This is a genomic window from Chishuiella sp., from assembly GCF_032109125.1.
Lineage (GTDB): Bacteria > Bacteroidota > Bacteroidia > Flavobacteriales > Weeksellaceae > Empedobacter.
The window spans coordinates 213,716-235,016 of sequence record NZ_DAMCLZ010000002.1 but is presented as its reverse complement, the minus strand read 5'-3'; the positions used below and the strand labels follow the sequence as shown (position 1 = coordinate 235,016).

At 29.0% G+C, this 21,301-nt stretch carries 23 protein-coding genes; 11 read left to right on the top strand and 12 right to left on the bottom strand.

The annotated features are described in order from the left end of the window. Positions 1-13 precede the first annotated feature (13 nt). The 12 genes from dgt to RT575_RS03930 all read right to left on the bottom strand — a co-directional run bounded on the left by dgt (position 14) and on the right by RT575_RS03930 (position 10,066). A complete protein-coding gene (gene dgt / locus RT575_RS03985) occupies positions 14-1,381 on the bottom strand; it encodes a dGTP triphosphohydrolase (RefSeq protein ID WP_313385405.1) in 1,368 nt (455 codons plus the stop codon). Positions 1,382-1,470: 89 nt separating this feature from the next. Continuing rightward, positions 1,471-2,256: a TPM domain-containing protein gene (locus RT575_RS03980; protein ID WP_313578974.1), complete on the bottom strand. Its 786-nt coding sequence runs from the start codon at positions 2,254-2,256 to the stop codon at positions 1,471-1,473. Next, positions 2,237-2,677 carry a TPM domain-containing protein gene (locus tag RT575_RS03975; RefSeq protein ID WP_313385402.1) on the bottom strand — a complete coding sequence of 147 codons (441 nt, stop codon included), beginning with the start codon at positions 2,675-2,677 and terminating at the stop codon, positions 2,237-2,239. Before RT575_RS03975 ends, RT575_RS03980 begins: the two co-directional genes overlap by 20 nt. A gap of 19 nt (positions 2,678-2,696) precedes the next feature. After that, a complete protein-coding gene (locus RT575_RS03970) occupies positions 2,697-3,299 on the bottom strand; it encodes a LemA family protein (protein ID WP_313385400.1) in 603 nt (200 codons plus the stop codon). A 94-nt stretch (positions 3,300-3,393) separates the two neighbouring features. Next, positions 3,394-3,861, bottom strand: coding sequence for an ABC transporter ATPase (locus tag RT575_RS03965; protein WP_313578971.1), 468 nt, complete (start codon positions 3,859-3,861; stop codon positions 3,394-3,396). 115 nt (positions 3,862-3,976) lie between these two features. Further along, complete coding sequence (locus tag RT575_RS03960) at positions 3,977-4,168, bottom strand: cold-shock protein (RefSeq protein WP_313385397.1); 192 nt, start codon at positions 4,166-4,168, stop codon at positions 3,977-3,979. A gap of 19 nt (positions 4,169-4,187) precedes the next feature. Next, a complete protein-coding gene (locus RT575_RS03955; RefSeq protein WP_313385395.1) occupies positions 4,188-4,607 on the bottom strand; it encodes a cold shock domain-containing protein in 420 nt (139 codons plus the stop codon). A 446-nt stretch (positions 4,608-5,053) separates the two neighbouring features. Further along, positions 5,054-5,845 (bottom strand): (Fe-S)-binding protein, encoded by a 792-nt coding sequence (locus tag RT575_RS03950; RefSeq protein WP_313385393.1) that lies wholly within the window; start codon positions 5,843-5,845, stop codon positions 5,054-5,056. A 41-nt stretch (positions 5,846-5,886) separates the two neighbouring features. Continuing rightward, positions 5,887-6,315: a phosphoheptose isomerase gene (locus RT575_RS03945; RefSeq protein WP_313385391.1), complete on the bottom strand. Its 429-nt coding sequence runs from the start codon at positions 6,313-6,315 to the stop codon at positions 5,887-5,889. A gap of 69 nt (positions 6,316-6,384) precedes the next feature. Continuing rightward, the gene (locus RT575_RS03940; RefSeq protein WP_313579162.1) at positions 6,385-7,710 is read right to left on the bottom strand and encodes a 4Fe-4S dicluster domain-containing protein; all 1,326 of its coding nucleotides are present in this window, start codon (positions 7,708-7,710) and stop codon (positions 6,385-6,387) included. Between the two features lie 43 nt (positions 7,711-7,753). Beyond that, the gene (locus tag RT575_RS03935) at positions 7,754-8,707 is read right to left on the bottom strand and encodes an MlaD family protein (protein WP_313385389.1); all 954 of its coding nucleotides are present in this window, start codon (positions 8,705-8,707) and stop codon (positions 7,754-7,756) included. A gap of 60 nt (positions 8,708-8,767) precedes the next feature. Next, positions 8,768-10,066, bottom strand: a complete 1,299-nt coding sequence (locus RT575_RS03930; RefSeq protein WP_313385388.1) for an N-acetylmuramoyl-L-alanine amidase — start codon at positions 10,064-10,066, stop codon at positions 8,768-8,770. Positions 10,067-10,138: 72 nt separating this feature from the next. Between RT575_RS03930 and RT575_RS03925 the strand changes: the two genes are divergently transcribed. The 11 genes from RT575_RS03925 to clpX all read left to right on the top strand — a co-directional run bounded on the left by RT575_RS03925 (position 10,139) and on the right by clpX (position 21,266). Then, positions 10,139-12,751: a putative LPS assembly protein LptD gene (locus RT575_RS03925; protein WP_313578967.1), complete on the top strand. Its 2,613-nt coding sequence runs from the start codon at positions 10,139-10,141 to the stop codon at positions 12,749-12,751. Between the two features lie 12 nt (positions 12,752-12,763). After that, positions 12,764-13,150 carry a RidA family protein gene (locus RT575_RS03920; RefSeq protein WP_313385384.1) on the top strand — a complete coding sequence of 129 codons (387 nt, stop codon included), beginning with the start codon at positions 12,764-12,766 and terminating at the stop codon, positions 13,148-13,150. 9 nt (positions 13,151-13,159) lie between these two features. Next, complete coding sequence (locus RT575_RS03915; RefSeq protein ID WP_313578965.1) at positions 13,160-13,636, top strand: hypothetical protein; 477 nt, start codon at positions 13,160-13,162, stop codon at positions 13,634-13,636. A 9-nt stretch (positions 13,637-13,645) separates the two neighbouring features. Continuing rightward, positions 13,646-14,719, top strand: coding sequence for a 4-hydroxythreonine-4-phosphate dehydrogenase PdxA (pdxA, locus tag RT575_RS03910; RefSeq protein ID WP_313578963.1), 1,074 nt, complete (start codon positions 13,646-13,648; stop codon positions 14,717-14,719). A 71-nt stretch (positions 14,720-14,790) separates the two neighbouring features. After that, on the top strand, positions 14,791-15,363 hold the full coding sequence (locus tag RT575_RS03905) for a DUF177 domain-containing protein (RefSeq protein ID WP_313578961.1): 573 nt from the start codon (positions 14,791-14,793) through the stop codon (positions 15,361-15,363). A gap of 54 nt (positions 15,364-15,417) precedes the next feature. Then, positions 15,418-15,615: a 50S ribosomal protein L32 gene (gene rpmF / locus RT575_RS03900; protein ID WP_313385378.1), complete on the top strand. Its 198-nt coding sequence runs from the start codon at positions 15,418-15,420 to the stop codon at positions 15,613-15,615. A gap of 124 nt (positions 15,616-15,739) precedes the next feature. Beyond that, positions 15,740-16,216, top strand: coding sequence for an acetyl-CoA carboxylase biotin carboxyl carrier protein (gene accB / locus RT575_RS03895; protein ID WP_313385376.1), 477 nt, complete (start codon positions 15,740-15,742; stop codon positions 16,214-16,216). A gap of 21 nt (positions 16,217-16,237) precedes the next feature. After that, a complete protein-coding gene (gene accC, locus RT575_RS03890; protein WP_313385375.1) occupies positions 16,238-17,602 on the top strand; it encodes an acetyl-CoA carboxylase biotin carboxylase subunit in 1,365 nt (454 codons plus the stop codon). Between the two features lie 238 nt (positions 17,603-17,840). Further along, complete coding sequence (gene tig, locus RT575_RS03885) at positions 17,841-19,163, top strand: trigger factor (RefSeq protein WP_313578958.1); 1,323 nt, start codon at positions 17,841-17,843, stop codon at positions 19,161-19,163. 50 nt (positions 19,164-19,213) lie between these two features. Then, entirely contained in the window at positions 19,214-19,879 is a 666-nt protein-coding gene (clpP, locus tag RT575_RS03880; protein WP_115001487.1) for an ATP-dependent Clp endopeptidase proteolytic subunit ClpP, read from the top strand. A gap of 238 nt (positions 19,880-20,117) precedes the next feature. Then, complete coding sequence (clpX, locus tag RT575_RS03875) at positions 20,118-21,266, top strand: ATP-dependent Clp protease ATP-binding subunit ClpX (protein ID WP_313578956.1); 1,149 nt, start codon at positions 20,118-20,120, stop codon at positions 21,264-21,266. The last annotated feature ends 35 nt before the right edge of the window (positions 21,267-21,301 follow it).

Sequence of the window (21,301 nt, the reverse complement as noted above, 5' to 3'; positions counted from 1 at the left end):
GGTTTTTATATAATTATATGGTCATTCCTATTTCAATCCCTTTAATACGACGATATAATTCTGTAGCATAGTTATCTGTCATTCCAGAAACATAATCCAAAATACCCATTACTTTTTGATACTTTGTTCCCTTCTCGTACAAAAATTGTATTGGGACTAATCGTAATGCTTTTCTTTCAAATGTTTTTCTTTCGCCCTCATCTTTTAATATAGGAGGAATAAATTGTGAAAGCAATTCTGACATTACATTATAACCTGCATTTTCTATTTCTAAAACAGAACGATGATTATATATATTTTCTCGAGAAAAACGTTGAATTTCAGTTAAAACTTTTTTCGTTTCGTTTACTGTCTCATCTTTTATAATATCTAATAAAGCTGTATTAAATTCTCCTTTGACAATTTTTTCAAAATTTTCTTGATAAACTTCAACAGATTTTTGAGTTAAAAGATTAATTGATTTTGCTCTTAAATAAGCAATTCTATCATTTTTATCAGAAATAGATTTTAAATTCAATTTTGTTTTTTCTATCTGTTCAGGGCTCAAAGATTCTACTAAATTCAAAAATAATTTTCTACATTTATCATGATCTATAATTCCTAAACGTTGTGAATCCTCAACATCAATTATCGAATAACAAATATCATCTGCTGCTTCTACTAGCCATACAAAAGGATGACGTTTATAGATGATTGGAGAATCTTGTTCTAAAATCATATTAGTTTTTTCAGCTATAGTTTTAAATGCATCTTTTTGAGCTTGAAAAAAACCAAATTTTTTACGATGAAGCTGTGATTTATCTTTTGCAATTGATTCACAAGGATATTTTGCAATTGCTGCTAGCGTAGAATAAGTTAAACGCAATCCTCCTTCGGATTTTCCATTCTGTTGCTGTGTAAGGATTCGAATTGCATTTGCATTACCTTCAAAATTAATTAAATCTGACCATTCTGCTTCAGTAAAAAAATGTTTTAGCTCAGCTTCATTACGATCAAAATAAGATGCTATTGCATCTTCACCTGAATGACCAAAAGCAGGATTTCCGATATCATGACATAAACAAGCTGCAGAAATTACGTCGTGAATACTATAATTATAAAAATCATAGGATTTTTCTGATAAATTATAATTTGAAGTGATAAACTTTCCTATTAAATTTCCCATTGATCGACCAACAGATGAAACTTCCAATGAATGAGTTAATCTATTGTGTACAAAAACACTTCCAGGCAGAGGGAAAACTTGAGTTTTATTTTGTAATCTACGAAATGCAGATGAAAAAATTATTCTATCGTAATCTCTTTGAAATTCAGATCTAGAATCACTTGTATCGTTTGTATTACTCCTCTGATTGGTATATATATGATTTAAGTTATCCATAAAATTATTAAAAAACTAAAATACAAATAATGTTTTTTATTCAAAAAAAAGCGAATGATAATCATTCGCTTTACTGTATTTTAATTATTTTACCAACTTCCTGAAGCTCCTCCTCCGCCAAAACTTCCGCCGCCGAAGCCACCAAAACCTCCGCCAGAAGAACTTCCTCCGAAACCGCTTCCGCTTCCAAAGATAGAACTGCCTGAATTCATTATGATAACATCATCTAAAAATCCTCTTCTTCTACCTCTATTATTCCCTCCATTGTTTCCTCTACCTTTACCAATGATGAAAAATAAAAAGATTAAAAATAAAATGACAAAAATTATAGTTCCTATATCTGCTTCAGGTCCATCTTTTTTATCATTTTTATATTTACCAGCAAATGCCTTAAAAATAGTATCTACCCCAGCATTAATTCCTCCAGCATAATCACCTTCTCTAAAATAAGGAATTATTACATTGTCTATAATAGATTTATTAATCGTAGGTGGTAAATATATTTGGGCACTATAGCCAGTTCTTATTGTAATTTTTCTATCTTCAAGACTTAAAACAATAACAACTCCATTATCTTTTCCTTTAGTTCCTACTCCCCAATTTTCTCCTATTTCATTTGCAAAAGATTCTAGCGGATAACCATCTAATGATTTTACTGTTAGAACCAATATCTGAGTCGATGTAGAATCATCGTAAGCAACTAATTTATTTTCTAAATCATTTAACTGTTTTGCATCAAAAATCTGAGCATAATCCTGCACTAATCTTTTAGGAGGATTTTTCATATTCACTAATTGCTCTGGTGTTTGGCCAAATGCAATAAAAATGGAAAATAAAAAAGTTATTATAAAATATCTAGCTGTAGCTAATTTCATCTGGTAATTCGTTTACATCATCCTCTTGGTAAGGAAAGTATTTTTTTAAAGCTTTACCTGTTTTTTTTACTCCTTGGCAAAGTCCTTTTACATAATCTTCTTTTCGGAAATATAAAATAACTTCTTCTTTTATTTCGTCCCAAAAATCATCTGGAGTTACATTATGAATTCCTTCATCTCCAATAATTGTAAAAAAATGATCTGAAGGAGATACATGAAACAAAACACCATTTCGATCTTTTGTTTTATGCATTTCTAAGGTTTCAAACACTTCTAAAGCTTTCTGAAAATGATCAGATGAAGATTCGAATTCAATATGAATTCGAATCTCTCCACTTGTATTTTTCTCAGCTTTTTGAATTGCTTCGATTATTCTATTTTCATCTTTTGAAGAAAGAAACTTATTTTTCTTTTTTCCCATACTGATGATTTTATTCTTATTAAAATTCTACTTTCGGAGCATTTTCAGTTCCTGCAGCAGCTTTAAAATAACCTTTTTTAGCGGCTCCCGTAAAACCAGCAATTAAACTATTAGGAAAAGTAACAATCATAGAATTGTATTTTTCAGCTTCATCATTATATTTTTTTCTTTCAAACAAAACTTCTTGTTCAATACTTGACAATTCAGCTTGTAAAGAAGTAAAATTTTGATTGAATTTAATATCTGGATATTTTTCTACTGAAACTAATAATCTACTTAATGTAGATCCTAATTGATCTTGTGCAGCTTGGAATTTTGCAATATTTTCATCTGTTAATTGAGATGCATCGTCAATTTTAATTTGATTTGAAGTTGCTTTAGCTCGAGCATCAATAACAGCTGTTAATGTTTCTTTTTCCATATTAGCAGCTCCTTTTACAGTATTTACTAAATTAGGAACTAAATCTGATCTTTTTTGATATGTATTTTCTACATTTGACCATTGTTTTTGCACAGCTTGATCCGTTGTTTTAATTGAATTAGATATTCCAATTCCCCAAAAAACTATTCCCGCTAAAATTAGAAGTATTATACCTCCAAAAAGACAACCTTTGTTTTTCATAGTAGTTTATTTTATAAAAATAATTAATTTAAAAATATATATTAACAAAAATAACGCCGAGTTAAAAAACATACTCGACAAGATTATTTTTATTTTAATTTAATAATGTTTTAGCCCAACTATCTTCAAGTGGTACTAACCAGTTTTGTTTAAAATCTTTTAAACTAGAAATTCCATTATTAAAAACATTTACATTTTTTATAGCTCCTTCTTTTACCTTTTGTTTAAAAGTAGGTAATTTTTCAATTAATATCTTCTCATTGGTTTCATAAGAAACTAACATTCTATTTAATAAATCTAAAGAATAGTCAGCGTCAATTTCTCTTACTAATTTAGTTAATTTATCTATTGAACATCCACTAGCAGCTGCTTGATTTTCATCAACTGCAACAACTATAAACTGATCATATGGTAAATCAAATCCAGCTAAAAGTTCAGCTCCATGAGCATTCCAATCTCCTATAAAATTATTTAATTTATTCGTTATATTTTCTTTTTCTTCTACTGAAAATTTACGATTTGCTTGAAAAATCCAAATTCTAGAATCATCTGATAAATTCATTTCTTAAATTTTTTATCTCTTTATCCAAATATACAAAATATATTCATGAGATTTAATAAACAAAAAAAGAGATCGATTACCGACCTCTTTCTTTTAATAAAAACTATGAATAAAACTATATTCTTTTTACGTTAACGGCCATAAGACCTTTTTTACCTTTTTCTAAATCAAAAGTAACTTTATCATTTTCTTGGATATTATCAATTAATCCTGAAACGTGTACGAAAACATCTTCCCCACCGTTAGCATCAGAAATGAAACCAAAACCTTTTGATTCATTAAAGAATTTTACAATTCCTTCTTGCATTTGTATATATTTAATTAAATTATTTTTTAACTATTTGTGTTGCTCTAAAACCTTTTTCGCTAATAGCTTTCTTAAACTCCACTTTATCACCAACTTTTAATAATTCTCTTGATTCTTTAAAATGGAAAAATATTTTATCATTAGAATTTAATACTTTTATAAATCCAAATCCTTTTGAATCGTTATAATTATCAACAATACCACTTATGAAAACTTCTTTATCTGAATTAGTTTCTAATTTTAATAAATCTTCTTCTTTATTCTGTAAATGAGGAGGCACATCTGTAAAATTACCTAGGACATCAACATAAACAATCATTTCTTCTAATGATTTACCTTTATTATTGTTTTCTTTACGATTCTCTCTTTTACTTAATTTTTCTAATCTTTTTAGAGCTTTCTTTTTATTTTTTTCTTTTTTAGATGTTGAATCTGCCATAAATGGATATAAATATTTTGTTCAACTTTTTTATAAGTTGATTATTAAATGTATTGAATTATACAGAGAAAAAATGAAATTTAAATTCTAAATAAAATTGTATAAAAAATTAATATATTTATTATTTAGAAGTACAGAAATTAATGAAATGAGTTGACTTTTGTCAAAAAATAAATTAAAAAAAGTAAATTTTGGAATAGATTTTATTCCTAGTAAATTTCAAGATAAATCTTGTCTCTAATATTTTACAAAGGTATAACTTATAATTGTAATAGCCTATTTTTAATTACAATATCTCTTAATTCATAATTATTTTGTGATAATAATGTAAAAATATAGATATAAAAAGCACAAAAATTAAACTATAGACTAAATAATTCTTTAAAACAATAAAGTCATCTCATTTGAGATGACTTTATTGTTTTTTATATAATAGAAAAGATTATTTATAGATCTTTTGCTTCCATTATAAGCTCTGCTAAATCTTTAACGACTACAGAAGATTCTTTTTCGAAATGTTTTACACCATCAGTCATCATTGTATTACAGAATGGACAACCTGTAGCTATAATATTAGGTTCTTTTTCTAAAGCTTCTTCAGTTCTTTCAATATTAATATCTATATTTCCTTTTTCTGATTCCTTGAACATTTGAGCTCCTCCTGCACCACAACATAACCCTCTTGTTTTGCAACGTTTCATCTCTACAAGTTCAGCATCAAGTTTTTCTATCAATATTCTAGGAGCTTCATATACATTATTTCCTCGACCAAGGTAACAAGGATCTTGGAATGTAATTTTCTTACCCTTAAACGTTTCAGAACCTTCTAATTTTAATTTACCTTCATTAATTAATTGTTGTAAAAATTGAGAATGATGTAAAACCTCATAATTTCCTCCTAAATTAGGATACTCATTTTTTAATGTATTAAAACAATGTGGGCAAGTTGTTACAATCTTTTTAACCTCATATGCATTTAATACCTCTATATTCATCATTGCTTGCATTTGAAAAACAAATTCATTTCCTGCTCTTTTAGCAGGATCACCAGTACAAGATTCTTCTGTACCGAGAACTGCAAATTCAAGTCCGATGTTATTTAATATTTTTACAAATGCTCGTGTTATTTTTTTGGCTCTATCATCAAAACTACCAGCACAGCCAACCCAGAATAAAATTTCTGGTTGTAAGCCCTCTGCCATATATTGAGCCATTGTTTTTACTGTAATACTTGCCATTTTTTTGTCGTCTTTGTGATTTTTTTGATTAATGTTTTTGATTAATGTTTACCATCATCAAAAACTTGAATAGAAACATTTTTTTCAACTAAATCTGTAAATTTACCATTATATCTAGTTGCTTTAACCAAATGATTATCTATCCAATGGTAATTACCTCCTCTAGGTTTATTCATCAAAAGTCCATGGTATTTAAATCCATGTTTTTTTAACCAAGTTTCCGTGTAATCTCTATGCTCCTCTAAACGAGAAGTAAAAAATGTTATAATATGTCCTTCATCAAACCATTTATTTAATGTAACTAATGCATCTGGATAAACTTCAGCTGTTAACATTCTCTCTGGTTCTTCGTTTGGAATATCATCACAAATTGTCCCGTCAATATCTATTAAATAATTTTTTATATGCTCAGGTAAAATTGGACTTACTTTCTCTCCATTTTCAATTTTTTCTTCTAAAATGTTTTTCATGTTACGTGTTGTTTTGTGTATTTATTGTTTGTTTTGTAAATTAATAGTTAATGAAAATGGAATTATTTTTTAATCGTTTGCCCAATTTAATCGATCCGCATTATTAAATTGCCATGGTGCACCGTTATTTTCTACATTAGACATCATCATGTTTAATTCTTGTGGAGCTGCAGATTGTTCCATAACAAGATATCTTCGCAAATCTATAATAATAGATAAAGGATCTATATTTATTGGACATGCTTGTGTACAAGCATTACACGAAGTACAAGCCCATAATTCTTCTGGTGTTATATAGTCGTTAACTAATGTTTTTCCATCATCCACATATTTACCATTAAGATCTATATTCTTACTTATTGTTTCAAGACGATCTCTAGTATCCATCATTATTTTACGAGGTGATAACTTTTTACCAGTTATATTAGCAGGACATTCAGATGAACAACGACCACACTCTGTACATGTATATGCGTTTAATAATTGAATTTGATTAAGGTCAAAAACATCTTTTGCTCCAAATGTTTCAGCTTCTCCTTGTGGTTCAGTTGGAGTTGCATAAGGATCTGCATTGGGATCCATCATCATTTTAACCTCATCAGTTACAGATTTTAAATTATTAAACTCTGCCTTAGGTTCTAGTTTAGAAAACCAAGTATTTGGAAAAGCTAATATAATATGTAAATGTTTTGAGTAATATAAATAATTTAAAAAAAAGAAAATCCCTATAATATGAAACCACCAGGCTGTTCTTTCTACAATATAAATAAATGTTGTATCATTAAATTGACGAATAACTGGCGCTGTTAGCCAAGATGAAATAGGAAAAGAACCTGCATGTGTATAATGTGGTACATTCATTTGTTGAAGTACTTGATCTGCTCCATTCATAGTAAATAAAGCCATCATAAAAGCTACTTCCATGTACAAAATATAATTTGCATCTTCCTTCGGCCAACCTTTCATTTCAGGCTTCCAGAATCTTGCAATTTTGACTATATTTCTTCTACACCAAAATACAATACAAGAAATCATAACTAAAAATGCTAAGATTTCGAAAAACCCTATCATTAAGTTATAAAAACTCCCTAAAAAACTTAAAACTCGATGAGTTCCAAAAACTCCGTCGATTAGAATCTCTAGAACTTCTACATTAATTAAAACAAATCCTACATAGACAAAACTATGTAAAATAGCAGGAATTGGCCTCACTCCCATTTTACCTTGTCCTAATGCAACTCGAATCATTGTTTTCCATCTTTCTTTCGGATGGTCAAAACGTGTAATTTCTTTTCCTAGTTTTATATTCCGTATTAATTTTTTTACGTTTTTAGTAAAAAACCAAATACTTCCTATCATTAATAAGAGAAAAATTAAATTTGGAATGTACTTAATCATTATTTATATCTTTTTGTGGTTTTGATATTTATAAAATTAACTATGGCTGTATAGGTTGTTTTTTTCCAAATACTGATATATTAACATATCTACTTGGATTCTTTTTTAAATCCTCAACCAAAGAATTCATATTCTTAATAGTTGCTTCTAATTCATTAGCAATTCCATCGTCTTTTGCTAATTTACCTAGAGAACCTTTTCCATTATTAACATCTTCTAAAAGTCCATTTAAATTCTTAGATACATTCTCAAAATTTTTAATTACTTGATCTAATTGTAATTCATTTAATTTATCAGCAGTTTGACCAAATTTTTCTACAGTAGATTTTGCAGAAGTTAATGTAGCTGATAAAGTTTTTTGATTTGAAGCAATTAAATTATTTGCACTGTTTGAAGTTGCTGTTAATGATTGTGCTGTTTTATCAAATGATGCTACAGTATTATTTAGATTTTTTAGCATTGCTTTTACATCTTGCTGTGCATCTTTATCTAAAATATTATTCACACCTTGTAAAGTATGATTAAAACTAACTAAAACACTATCTAGCTTTGTTTGTGTTGGAGATAATTGCTTTGTAAGACCATCCATCATTCCTCCAGCAACACGACCTTCAAGATAATCACCGCTTTTAGCAATATCTGGCCCATAGTCTAATAATAATCGTACTTCAGGCCCAGACATAATACCTGGTTCATAAATTTCTGCTATTGTCTTTTTAGAAAATTGTATATCTTTATCAATAGATAATACTACATCAAAATAAATTGGTTTTGCATCATCTACAATTTTAATTTCTTTTACTTGTCCAACTCTTAAACCATTTATAGAAACAGGTTTTGACGGAGCTAATCCCTTAACATTTTCAAACTTAACGATAAATAATCGTCCTGATGAAAAGATATTTTGTCCTTTCAAAAAATTAAACAACATAAAAAAACCTATTAAGGTTACAATCGTTACAATTCCTATTTTGAATTCTTTAGATAACTTCACTATTTTTTATTTTATACAAAATTAAAATTTAATTTCTAAAGAAACATCTTTTATTCATTATTACATTGGATTTTCTCCATTAAATGTAACTATAAAAGAGTTTCTGAAACCTTTTTCTTGAACTTGTTTTAATGTTTTTTGAGCTTCTTCCATGGTTTTATCTTGTCCAAAATAATATTTTTGAAGCCCACCTTCTTTTACTCGCAAAACATTAGTTAAACCATTAAATTTATCGTCTTTATCTCTATACTTCTTATTTGAGGTCATAAATTGAACTCTATAATTTTGTACTCCTTCTAATTTTTTATTCGATTCTACCTCTACGATTTTCGCTTTAGAAAAACCTTTACGTTTAACAGTGTTTAACAATTCGTCAGCTCTGGATTGTAAATCTGTCTCTCCTAAATAATATACATAATTATCTCCTTCCTGAACAACATCAAGATCTGTTAAACCTTTTAATTGTGGTGATGTAGGAGAAAATTTAGTTTTAGAATCCATTACTCTAATTTTTAATTTTTTCCCAACCAAAGGAGTTTCTGCTACCTTAATAGGTTTATCTTCATTTGATTGTTGTCCATCAACTCCACTTCTACGATCATACTCTCTTTTATATTCTTGAAAAGCTTTATATAAAGATTCAGCTGCTTTTTGCTTACCTTCCTCAGATGCTAAATATGTTCCTTCATCTTGATTTGATATAAAACCTATTTCTACTAATACTGATGGAGATGCATTATTTCTAAGAACATGTAAATTTCCCTGTTTAACCCCTCTACTTTTCCTTCCTTCTTGATTAATAAAAGTTTTTTCCATTAAATCTGCAAAACGTAAACTTTGTTCTTTATAAGCAGCATTCATTATTTCAAAAGCAATTACAGCTTCAGGATCATTAGGATTAAATTTCTCATACTTTTCTTTATCTTTTTCTAAAAAAACAACAGAATTTTCTCTACGAGAAACATCGTCTGTCTGACTCATTTTATTCAATCCCATCACAAAAGTTTCTGTACCCGATGCTGACGTATTAGAAGCAGAATTACAATGAACAGAAACAAATAAATTAGCATGGTTTGCATTTGAAATATCAGTACGTTCAGACAATTCTAAAAATACATCTGTTTTTCTAGTCCAAACAACTTTAACATCTTTATAATTCGCTTGAATTAAATTTCCAAATCTCAATGCTACATCTAATGCTATATTCTTCTCCAAATCAGCAACACCTCTCGCTCCTGTGTCATGACCACCATGACCAGCATCTATAACAATTACAAATTTTTGATTTTTTTGTGCAAATGAAACTATAGAAAATGTTAGTATCATAACAAAAAATAAATACTTTTGTATGTTAATCATTTTTAAACTCATACTGTAGGTTTGTTTTTTTGATTAATTTTGACGCAATTTATAAAAAATAAGTTTTTCAATTTGTTTACAAAAGCAATTAAATCGATTTTATTTTTTAGTCCAGTTATGGTTTGTACTGTTTCCTTTGGACAAATAGAAAATAAAAACAACGATAAAGATCACTCTAAGAACGTATCTGATTCTATCAAATTAGATACCATTATTCCTGTGAAAGAAAAATTAGAGTATATAGTAGAACACAATTCCGAAGATGAAATCCATAATCGTAAAAAACGAATGACTTATCTATTACGAAAAGCTCATGTTGTTTATAATGATATGATTATAGATGCTGATTATGTAGAATTGAACTGGGACACTGGAGATGTATATGCTGAAGGAAAAAGAGATTCCTTAGGTAATATTATAGAAAAAACAAAGTTTACTCAAAATAATCAAGAAATCTTGCAAGATGCATTTAAAGTAAACTTTAAAACTAAAATTGGTATTGCTTATAATATTAGAATGACAGAGCAAGATGGTGTTATTATAGCTGACAAAGCTAAACGCGTTAATGATTCTGTTATGTTACTTAGAAAAGCTGATTTTACTACAGATACTTACTTTAAGGAAAACAAAGATTCTCGTCCTGATTATTTTCTTAGAGCTCAGGAAGGTAAAATGATTGAGAAAAATGGAAAAAAAACATTAATTACTGGTCCAATGAATATGTGGATTTATGATGTTCCGACACCATTAGCTTTACCTTTTGGTTATATGCCTGCTATGGGTGAAAATAGAGCTGCAGGAATTTTAATGCCTAGACCTGGAGAAAGAACAACTCTTGGTTTTTTCATCGAAGATATAGGCTTTTATGTACCTTTTGGTGAAAAATTTGATTTGAAGCTTTCTGGAGATATATATACAAAAGGGAGTTGGGCTTTAAGAGCTGAATCTAATTATAAAAATAGATATAAATACAATGGGCGTTTTGCGGTAAATATAGAAAATAGATTAACAGGTATAAAAGGACTAACTGAAGGAACAAATGCATTCTCTAAGCAAAATCTATTCGGAATTACTTGGACTCATTCTCAAGATCCAAAAGCAAATCCTTATTTGTTGTTTAACGCTAATGTTAATTTCTCTAGTTCCAAGTATTACCGTCAATCTGTAAGAAATCAATACATTAATAATGGTCAAGTTTTCACTAACAACGTTAACTCTTCGATTAATTTAACTAAAAATTTCGAGAATTCACCTTTTACAGCTCAAATGAGTATGTCTCATTCTCAAAACTATAATACTGGAGCTATAAACATTGCTTTTCCTAAATTAAATGTTACTATGTCTCGTATATATCCTTTTGCAAAAAAGAATATGCCAAAAGAAGGATTATTACAAAATCTAGGTTTAACATATAGTATGCAAGCAGGTAACGAAGTAAACACAACTGATAATGATATTCTTACACAAAAAATGTGGAAAGAACAAATGCGTACAGGAGCAAGTCATAAAGTTGGATTACAAACTGGTATTACGCTAGCAAATTATTTCCCTTTAACATTATCTTCAGATTATAATGAAGTTTGGGGAGATAATAAGATAACTAGATCATACAACTCTGTTAATGGTAAAGTTGAAGATACAACTATTAAAGGCTTCAATTCATATAGAACATTTAACTTTAATGCTTCTCTATCAACTAACATATACGGAACGTATATCAATCCAAATAAAAATGCTACAATATTAGGAGTTCAGCATGTTATTAGTCCTTCTATTGGATACACATACACTCCCGATTTTCAATCACCTAATTGGAGTTATTACAAATCTTATCAAGATAAAAATCAAGAAGAAGTTTGGTATAACCAATATCAAAATATGCTTTATGGAGTAAGTATTCCTGGTCTTACTAACTCCATTAATTTTGGTATTTCGAACAATCTTGAAATGAAAGTAAAAGATGAAAAAGATTCCAAAGGATTTAAAAAAGTTAAAATCTTTGAATATTTAAGATTTACTTCTGCCTACAATTTTTCTGCAGATGAATTTAAATTATCACCTATTTCTGTTAATGGTATGACATCATTATTTGATAGAAAAGTTAATGTTCAATTTTCTTCAACAGTTAATCCTTATGAAATAAGACGTTACATAAATGCAGCAGGAACAGAAGTTTCTGAATATGTAGACAAATTGGGACTTGGAAATCTTAGAGTATCTAATATGACAATAGGTACAGGATACACTTTTGACAATAGTACTTTTGGAGGAAAACGTTTTGATGCTAAAAATTATAAAAAAAGAGGTACTGTTCGTGATGAAAACTTCTATTATGATAATGATAATTATGCGCAATACGCTATTCCTTGGAGTTTAACAGCTAATTTAAGTTATAATTATACTAAAGGTACTCAAAGAGAAGGAACTAGCACAGGGTCAATCGCAATGAACGGTAAAATTTCACCAACACCATACTGGGCTATCTCTGCAAATGCAACATATGATTTTATAAAAAATGATATCACCTATGTTCGCTTTGGTTTCGAAAGAGATTTACGAAGTTTTACTTTTTCTTTCAACTGGACTCCAATGGGAACATATAAAAGTTATGACTTTTTTATTGGTATAAAAGCAAATATATTACAAGATTTAAAATATACTGAAAGATCAAGACTTCAGTATTAAAAAACATAAAACATGAAAAAAGAAATTATTTATACAACTAAAGCTCCTGAAGCTATAGGGCCATACTCTCAAGGAATAAAAATTAATGGATTATTATATACATCAGGTCAGATACCTTTTGATGTAAATAAAAATGAATTAGTAACAACTGGCATAAAAGATGAAGTACATCAAGTAATGAAAAATATCATTGCAATCTTAGATGCTGGAAAAACTAATATAAATAATATCATAAAAACAACTATTTTCGTAAAAGATTTGAATGATTTTAATGATGTAAATGAAGTTTATGCTTCTTATTTTACTGATGAAAATTATCCTGCACGAGAATGTGTTGAAGTTGCTAGATTACCAAGAGATGTAAATGTTGAAATATCTGTAATCGCATTAGCTAACTAAAAATAAATTATGCCTAAAGACAATCATATATTAAGAAATACAATTGCAGTAATAATTGGATTAGTTATAATCTATGTAATTATTCAATTTGGACTTGTTTTTAATGCCAATAGATTAGGTTGGGATGAAAAAGTCTTTCCTGAATGGAGACATATCATAAAATACTTCTCTAATGGTATAGGAAAAAAACACGAAGTCCAATTTTTCGGATCTATGCTAGTAATCAGTGGATTTGCTGCTTTAGTAGGTGGAATAATAACTGCTACAATTGTAAAGAGAGCTAAGCAAGCTTACACAATGTTTGTAGGATTTATTGTTTTTCTTGTAGCATTAGGAGATATATTAATTACTCCTAATCATCCTACTTGGTATGAAATTTCTATTTGTCCTGTTTTATTTTTTTCATCTTGGATTGGTGGACTAATAGTAGATTTAATTTATAAGAAATTTTTAAAAAAACACAAACCAATAAGTCAATCTTATTAAAATATAATTATGTCTGAAGCAAGTAGAAAAATAAGAGTAGCCATCTCTATTGGTGATTATAATGGAATAGGAATTGAAGTTATTCTTAAAACATTACATGAAAAAGAGATTACAGAACTCTTTACTCCTGTCATTTTTGGATCTACAAAACTTTTATCTTATCAAAAAGATCGTTTAAAATTTGATAAAATAAATTTTCAAGGAATTCAAGATCCTAGTCAAATTGTTGATGGAAAAATAAATGTAGTAAATCTTTGGAAGGATCAAATAGATGTACAATTTGGTAAAGTAACAAAAGAAGCTGGAACTCATGCTTTCGAATCTTTAAAAGCTGCAACAGAATCAGTAGGAAATGGCTTTACAGATGTTTTAGTAACAGCTCCCATTAACAAAGATAATATACAATCAGATGAATTTAATTTTCCAGGTCATACAGAATATTTAGCTGAAACTTGGAAAGGAAGAGCTCTAATGTTTTTAGTTTCAGAAAAATTAAAAGTAGGTTTAGTATCTCAACATGTTCCAATAAAAGATGTAGCAAAACAAATTACCAATAAATCTGTATATTATAAAATACAACAAATACATAAAAGTTTAATTGAAGATTATGCAATCGAAAAACCAAAAATTGCAGTTCTTGGTCTTAATCCTCATGCGGGTGATAACGGTTTATTAGGAGCAGAAGAAAAAGAAATAATAATTCCTGTTATTAAAAGTTGTATAGAAAAAAATCAACTAATTTTTGGTCCTTATCCAGCTGATAGTTTTTTTACCCCTAAAAATCTAGATGCATTTGATGCAGTATTAGCTATGTATCACGACCAAGGTTTAGTTGCATTTAAAACGATTAGTTTTGATGAAGGGGTTAATTATACTGCAGGTTTAAAATATGTAAGAACTTCACCTGATCATGGAGTAGCTTATGACATTGCAGGTAAAGGAATTGCAAATGAAGAATCTTTCAAAGAAGCAATTTACACAGCAATTGAATTATATAAAAACCGTGCTGAATATAAAGAATTAACAAAAAATGTACTTCAGCATATTCCCTTAAAATTAGAAAAGGGAGATAATAAAGAATAAAAAATTAAAAAACTTACAAAGAACTATTAATTTTAAATAAATTAGATTATCTTTGCACACCTTTTTGTGATATGGACAAGTTAAAAAATTACAATATTATATTCACTAGTTTACCTTTAGGTAAGAGTGATTTTGAGTTCGAACTGTCACAATCGTTCTTTGATTTATTTGATATAGAGCAAGATTTTGAAGATCCTAAAATTATTTCAAAAGTAATTTTAGAAAAAAAATCAACAATGCTTGAATTAAAAATCGAAATAAAAGGAAATATAACCGTTCCTTGTGATTTAACAGGAGAATTATTTGAACAAGAAATTTCAAACAATACAGAATTAATTGTTAAATTTGGGGACGAATTTGATGATACTGATAATGAAATTTGGGTTATTCCTAGAGAAGAATACCAAATAAATATAGCACAAGTTCTTTATGAACTAACTATTTTATCAGTTCCAACAAAACGAATACATCCAGATGTCTTAAATGGAGATAGTACTTCTGAAATGATGGATTTACTTGACCAATACAGTATTTATGAATTAAATGAGGATACTGAAGACATTAGTGATATTAAAAATAACGAAGACGACGACGATGATGAAATCGATCCTCGTTGGGCAAAATTAAAAGATTTAAAACCTTAATTGGTTTTATAAGTTATAATAAATTATAGAAATAAAGAAAAAAAGTAGTTAGATATGGCACATCCTAAGAGAAGACAGTCGTCAACAAGAAGAGATAAACGTAGAACACACTACAAAATCGAAGCTCCACAATTAGCAATCGATAAAACTTCTGGTGAAGCTCATTTATACCATAGAGCTCATTGGGCTGATGGAAAATTATATTACAAAGGAAAAGTAGTATTAGAAAAAGCACAAGAAGTTACTGAATAAGACTATCTTGAAAAAATTTTGAAGCTGTTTCTTAAAAAAGAAGCAGCTTATTTTTTTTTTTTTAATACCTTTGATTTCGTTTAACAAAAATATAACGAAAAGGTCAAATTAAAAACCGTATTATATGGACATTAAAGACATTCAAAATTTAATTAGATTTGTTTCAAAAGCTGAAGTAGCTGAAGTAAGCATCAAACAAGATGACATTGAAATAAAAATCAAAACATTAGCGAGTGTTCCTACACAAGTTGCTTCTCAACAATTTTATGTACCTCAACAAGCTCCTGCAGCTGCTCAAGCTCCAGTTGTAGCACAAGAAGCAAACAACTCTACTGAATCTACACAAGAAGAAAATAACAACTTTATAACTGTAAAATCACCTATGATTGGTACTTTCTACCGTTCAGCTGGTCCAGGTAAAGATGCTTTCGTAAATGTTGGTGATTCTATTAGTAACGGAAAAGTTTTATGTATTGTAGAGGCTATGAAATTATTCAATGAAATTGAATCTGAAGTTTCTGGTAAAATCGTAAAAATATTAGTTGACGACGCAAGTCCTGTTGAATACGATCAACCTCTTTTCTTAGTAGATCCTTCTTAATAATTTTTTAAATCTACGATTATGTTTAAAAAAATATTAATTGCAAATAGAGGAGAAATTGCTATGCGTATAATACGTACAGCAAAAGAAATGGGAATTAAAACAGTTGCCGTTTACTCTAAGGCTGATGAAACATCATTACATGTTCGTTTCGCAGATGAAGCAGTATGTATAGGGCCTGCTGCAAGTAAAGATTCTTACTTAAAAATGTCTAGTATTATTGCAGCTGCTGAAATTACAGATGCAGATGCTATACATCCAGGTTATGGATTTTTATCTGAAAATTCAACTTTTTCTAAAATTTGTCAATCTAATGGAATAAAATTTATTGGAGCTTCATCTGACAATATCGACCGTATGGGAGATAAAGCAAATGCAAAAGCAACAATGAAAGAAGCTGGTGTTCCTGTTGTTCCTGGTTCTGACGGTTTATTAGAAAGTTACGAACAAGCTCTTGAAATTGCTCGCGAAATAAAATATCCTGTCATGATGAAAGCAACAGCTGGTGGTGGTGGTAAAGGTATGCGTGCTATTTGGAAAGAAGAGGACTTGCTACATGCATGGGAATCTGCTCGTCAAGAAGCTGCAGCTGCTTTTGGAAACGATGGAATGTATATGGAAAAGTTAATTGAAGAACCTCGCCATATAGAAATCCAAGTTGCTAGTGACCAAAATGGTAAAGCTTGTCACTTATCTGAAAGAGATTGTTCTATACAGCGCCGTAATCAAAAATTAGCTGAAGAAACTCCATCCCCTATTATGACTGACGATTTACGTCAACGAATGGGAGAAGCTGCTATTAAAGCTTGCGAATATATAGGTTATGAAGGTGTTGGTACAATAGAATTTCTAGTTGATAAACATGGAGACTTTTATTTCATGGAAATGAATACTCGTATACAAGTAGAACACCCTATTACTGAACAAGTAACTGGATTTGATTTAGTACGCGAGCAAATTATGCTTGCAGATGGACAATCTATTTCAGGGAAAAACTATTTCCCTCAAGGACATTCTATAGAATGTCGTATTAATGCAGAAGATCCTTACAATGATTTCCGCCCTTCTCCTGGAAAAATTACATCGATTAATATTCCTGGAGGAAATGGTGTTAGAATTGATACTCATGTATATGCTGGTTACTCAATTCCGCCAAATTATGATTCTATGATTGCTAAAATAATTGTAACTGCTCAAACTCGTGAAGAAGCAATTCATAAAATGAAACGTGCATTAGAAGAGTTTTATATTGAAGGAATTAAAACAACAATTCCCTTCCATTTACAATTAATGGATCATCCTGATTTTATTGCTGGGAATTATACAACTAAGTTTATGGAAGATTTCGTTTTTGACGAATCTTACGCAAACTACGGTGAATTTTAAGAAAAGACAATCAAAATATAAAAGCCAAAACAATAATTGTTTTGGCTTTTTTTATTCTTAAAATGACAAAATGTCTTATTATAATTAATGGTTTAATTCTTGAATAGTTAAAAAAATATAAAACATTTATAAAATTTAAGTTTTTAACTAAATTATAGAAAATGAAATGCTTAACTTTTCATTTTCTTCTATTAAAAATAATTTAAAATTTTATACATTTGCACCCAAATTAAGGTAGATGAATATTACTAAAAATACAACAGGAGATTTAAGCGCAGTATTAACTGTAACTGTTGACAAGGCAGATTATCAAGAAAAAGTAGTTGAAGTATTAAACCAATACAGAAAAACAGCAGATATCAAAGGATTCCGTAAAGGTCAAGTTCCTATGAGTTTTGTTAAAAAACAATACGAACAAGCTGTAATTTTTGATACTGTAAATGATTTATTACAAAAAAGTGTTTCTGATTATATTAATACAGAAAAATTATCAATTTTAGGGAATCCAGTTCCTGTAATCAAAGATATTGATTGGAATGCTGACCAATTAAACTTTGACTTTGAGTTAGGTTTAGCACCTGAATTTGATGTAGATTTATCTAAAATAGAAATTGAAAACTATAAAGTAAAAGTTGCTGACGAAGAAGTTCAAAAATATGTAGATAATTTTGCTGCTCGTTTTGGATCATTAAAATCTTTAGCTGAAGCTGAAGCTGAAGCTGTTTTAAAAGTTGATGCTAAAGTTGAAGGACAAGAAGAAGCTAAAGCGACTTTTGTTCGTCTAGAAGATTTAAAAGATGCATCTGCTTTTATTGGTAAAAAAGTTGGTGATGTTGTTGAAGTAAATACAAATGATATTTTTGATACAGCTGAAGAAGCTGCTCAAGAATTAAATGCAGAAGTTTCTGAAGAAGGTATAAAAGTTACTTATACAATTAAAGAAATCAACAAAACTGAAAAATCAGAGATCAATCAAGAATTATTTGATAAAGTATACGGAGAAGGAACTGTAGATTCAGAAGAAGCATTCCGTAACAAAATCAAAGAAGAGTCAGAAAACATGTACAACAAAGAATCTGACAAACAAATTATCAATGATGTTGTAGCTAAATTATTAGATACAGTTCAATTTGATTTACCAACAGAATTTTTAACAAAATGGTTAATCACTTCTAACGAAAATGTAACTTCTGAAGAGCAAGCGAAAGAAGAATTGGTAAAAATGGACAAAGGTTTACGTTACCAATTAATCGAAGCTAAAATTGCTGAAGTTAACAATGTAGAAGTAAATGCTGAGGAAGTAAAAGAAGCTGCTTTTGCTGCAATCAAAGATCAATTAAAAATGTACGGTCAAACTTCTATTCCAGAAGAAACATTACAACAAATTGCAATGTCTGCTTTACAGAATCAAGAAGAATACAACCGTTTATCATACCAAGTGTTTACAGACAAAATGTTAGACATCTTCAAAAACAATGTAAAATTGAACGAGAAAGAAGTAACATTTGACGAGTTTGTTGACATTATTACAGAAAAAAATAAAGAATTAGCAGAAGCTTAATCACTTCTAAAAAATTCTTTATACCTTTCATTTAAAATCTAAATTTAATAATGAAAAACGTAGGAGAAGAATTTAAAAAATATGCGCTGTTAGACAAAGGAATTAGCTCTTTACATATGGAGAGTTACATCCAAAATACAACGCCTTACATCGTTGAAGAAAGAAAATTGAACGTTGCACAAATGGACGTTTTCTCTCGTTTGATGATGGACAGAATCATCTTTTTAGGAACAGGTATCGATGATCAAATTGCCAATATTATTCAAGCGCAATTATTGTTCTTAGAAAGTGTGGATGCAACAAAAGACATTCAGATTTATGTTAACTCACCAGGTGGTGGTGTTTATGCAGGATTAGGAATTTACGACACAATGCAGTTAGTAAAACCTGACGTTGCAACAATTTGTACAGGAATGGCAGCTTCTATGGGAGCAGTTTTATTGTGTGCAGGTGCAGCAGGAAAACGTTCGGCACTTAAACATTCTCGCGTGATGATTCACCAACCTTTAGGAGGAGCTCAAGGACAAGCAACTGATATGGAAATTACATTGAAGGAAATCTTGAAATTGAAAAAAGAATTATATGATATTCTTGCAACTCATTCTGGTCAAACTTTCGAGCAAATCGAAAAAGATGGTGAACGTGATTACTGGATGACGTCTACAGAAGCAAAAGAATATGGAATGATTGACGAAGTTTTATTGCCTCGTAAATAATTTTAAATTCAATACAAATACAAAAAAAGGATACTCAAAATTTTGAGTATCCTTTTTTTCGTTTACAAATACTTAAAAATTTGTAAAATCATAAGAATGAAGCATAAAAAACAATAGTCTAAAATAGGATAATTTAATCCTTTATTTTACCATAATTTATACTGATAGAAATTAACAAATAAATATTTTCTATCTAAAAGAAAATAAATACCTTTGCATCTTAATTAAGTATAGAAAATTGGAAGAAAATAAGTGCTCTTTTTGCGGAAAAAGCAGAAACGAAGTAAATATTTTAGTATCAGGTATAGACGGTAATATTTGCGATAATTGTATTGAACAAGCTCATGGTATAGTTTTAGAAGAATCTAAGTTCAAAGATAATAATGATTTAATAAAACCATTAGCATTAAAATCACCTAAAGAAATTAAAGAATTTCTTGATGAATACGTAATTGGACAAGATCAAGCAAAAAAAATATTATCTGTTGCTGTTTACAATCATTATAAAAGAATATTACTAGATCGTGATAACGAAGTAGAAATTGATAAATCTAACGTTATTTTAGTAGGAGAAACAGGAAGTGGGAAAACTCTATTAGCTAAAACAATTGCAAAGTTATTAAACGTACCTTTTGCTATAGTTGATGCAACTGTACTTACTGAAGCAGGATATGTTGGAGAAGATGTTGAAAGTATTCTTACTCGTTTATTACAAGCAGCTGATTATAACTTAGAATTAGCAGAGAAAGGAATTGTATTTATCGATGAAGTTGATAAAATTGCAAGAAAAAGTGATAACCCTTCTATTACAAGAGATGTTTCAGGAGAAGGTGTACAACAAGCTCTATTAAAAATTTTAGAAGGTACAATAGTTAATGTACCACCGAAAGGAGGACGTAAACATCCAGACCAAAAATTCATAGAAGTTAATACAAAAGATATTTTATTTATAGCTGGTGGAGCATTTTCAGGTATAGAAAAACATATTGCTGATCGTTTAAAGAAACATGTTATAGGTTTCAAAAATGAGGATCATAAAGAAATAGAAAATCTTTTAGATGAAGTTAATGCTCAAGATTTGAAAAATTTTGGTATTATACCTGAATTAATTGGTCGTTTACCTATTATAACTTATCTAAAAGCTTTAGATAAAGAAGCTATGAGAGCTATCCTAACTGAACCAAAAAATTCATTAATTAAGCAATATACTAAATTATTTGAACTAGATAATAAAGAACTTATTGTTACTGATGAAACATTAAATAAAATTGTTGATAGAGCTGATGAATTAGGTTTAGGAGCACGTGGTTTAAGAGCTGTAACAGAAGAAATTTTTACAGATTTCATGTATAACATTAAAGATTTACCAGAAAAAGTAATAATATAATCAACTGTATTATAACTTTTTAAAAAAAATCATAT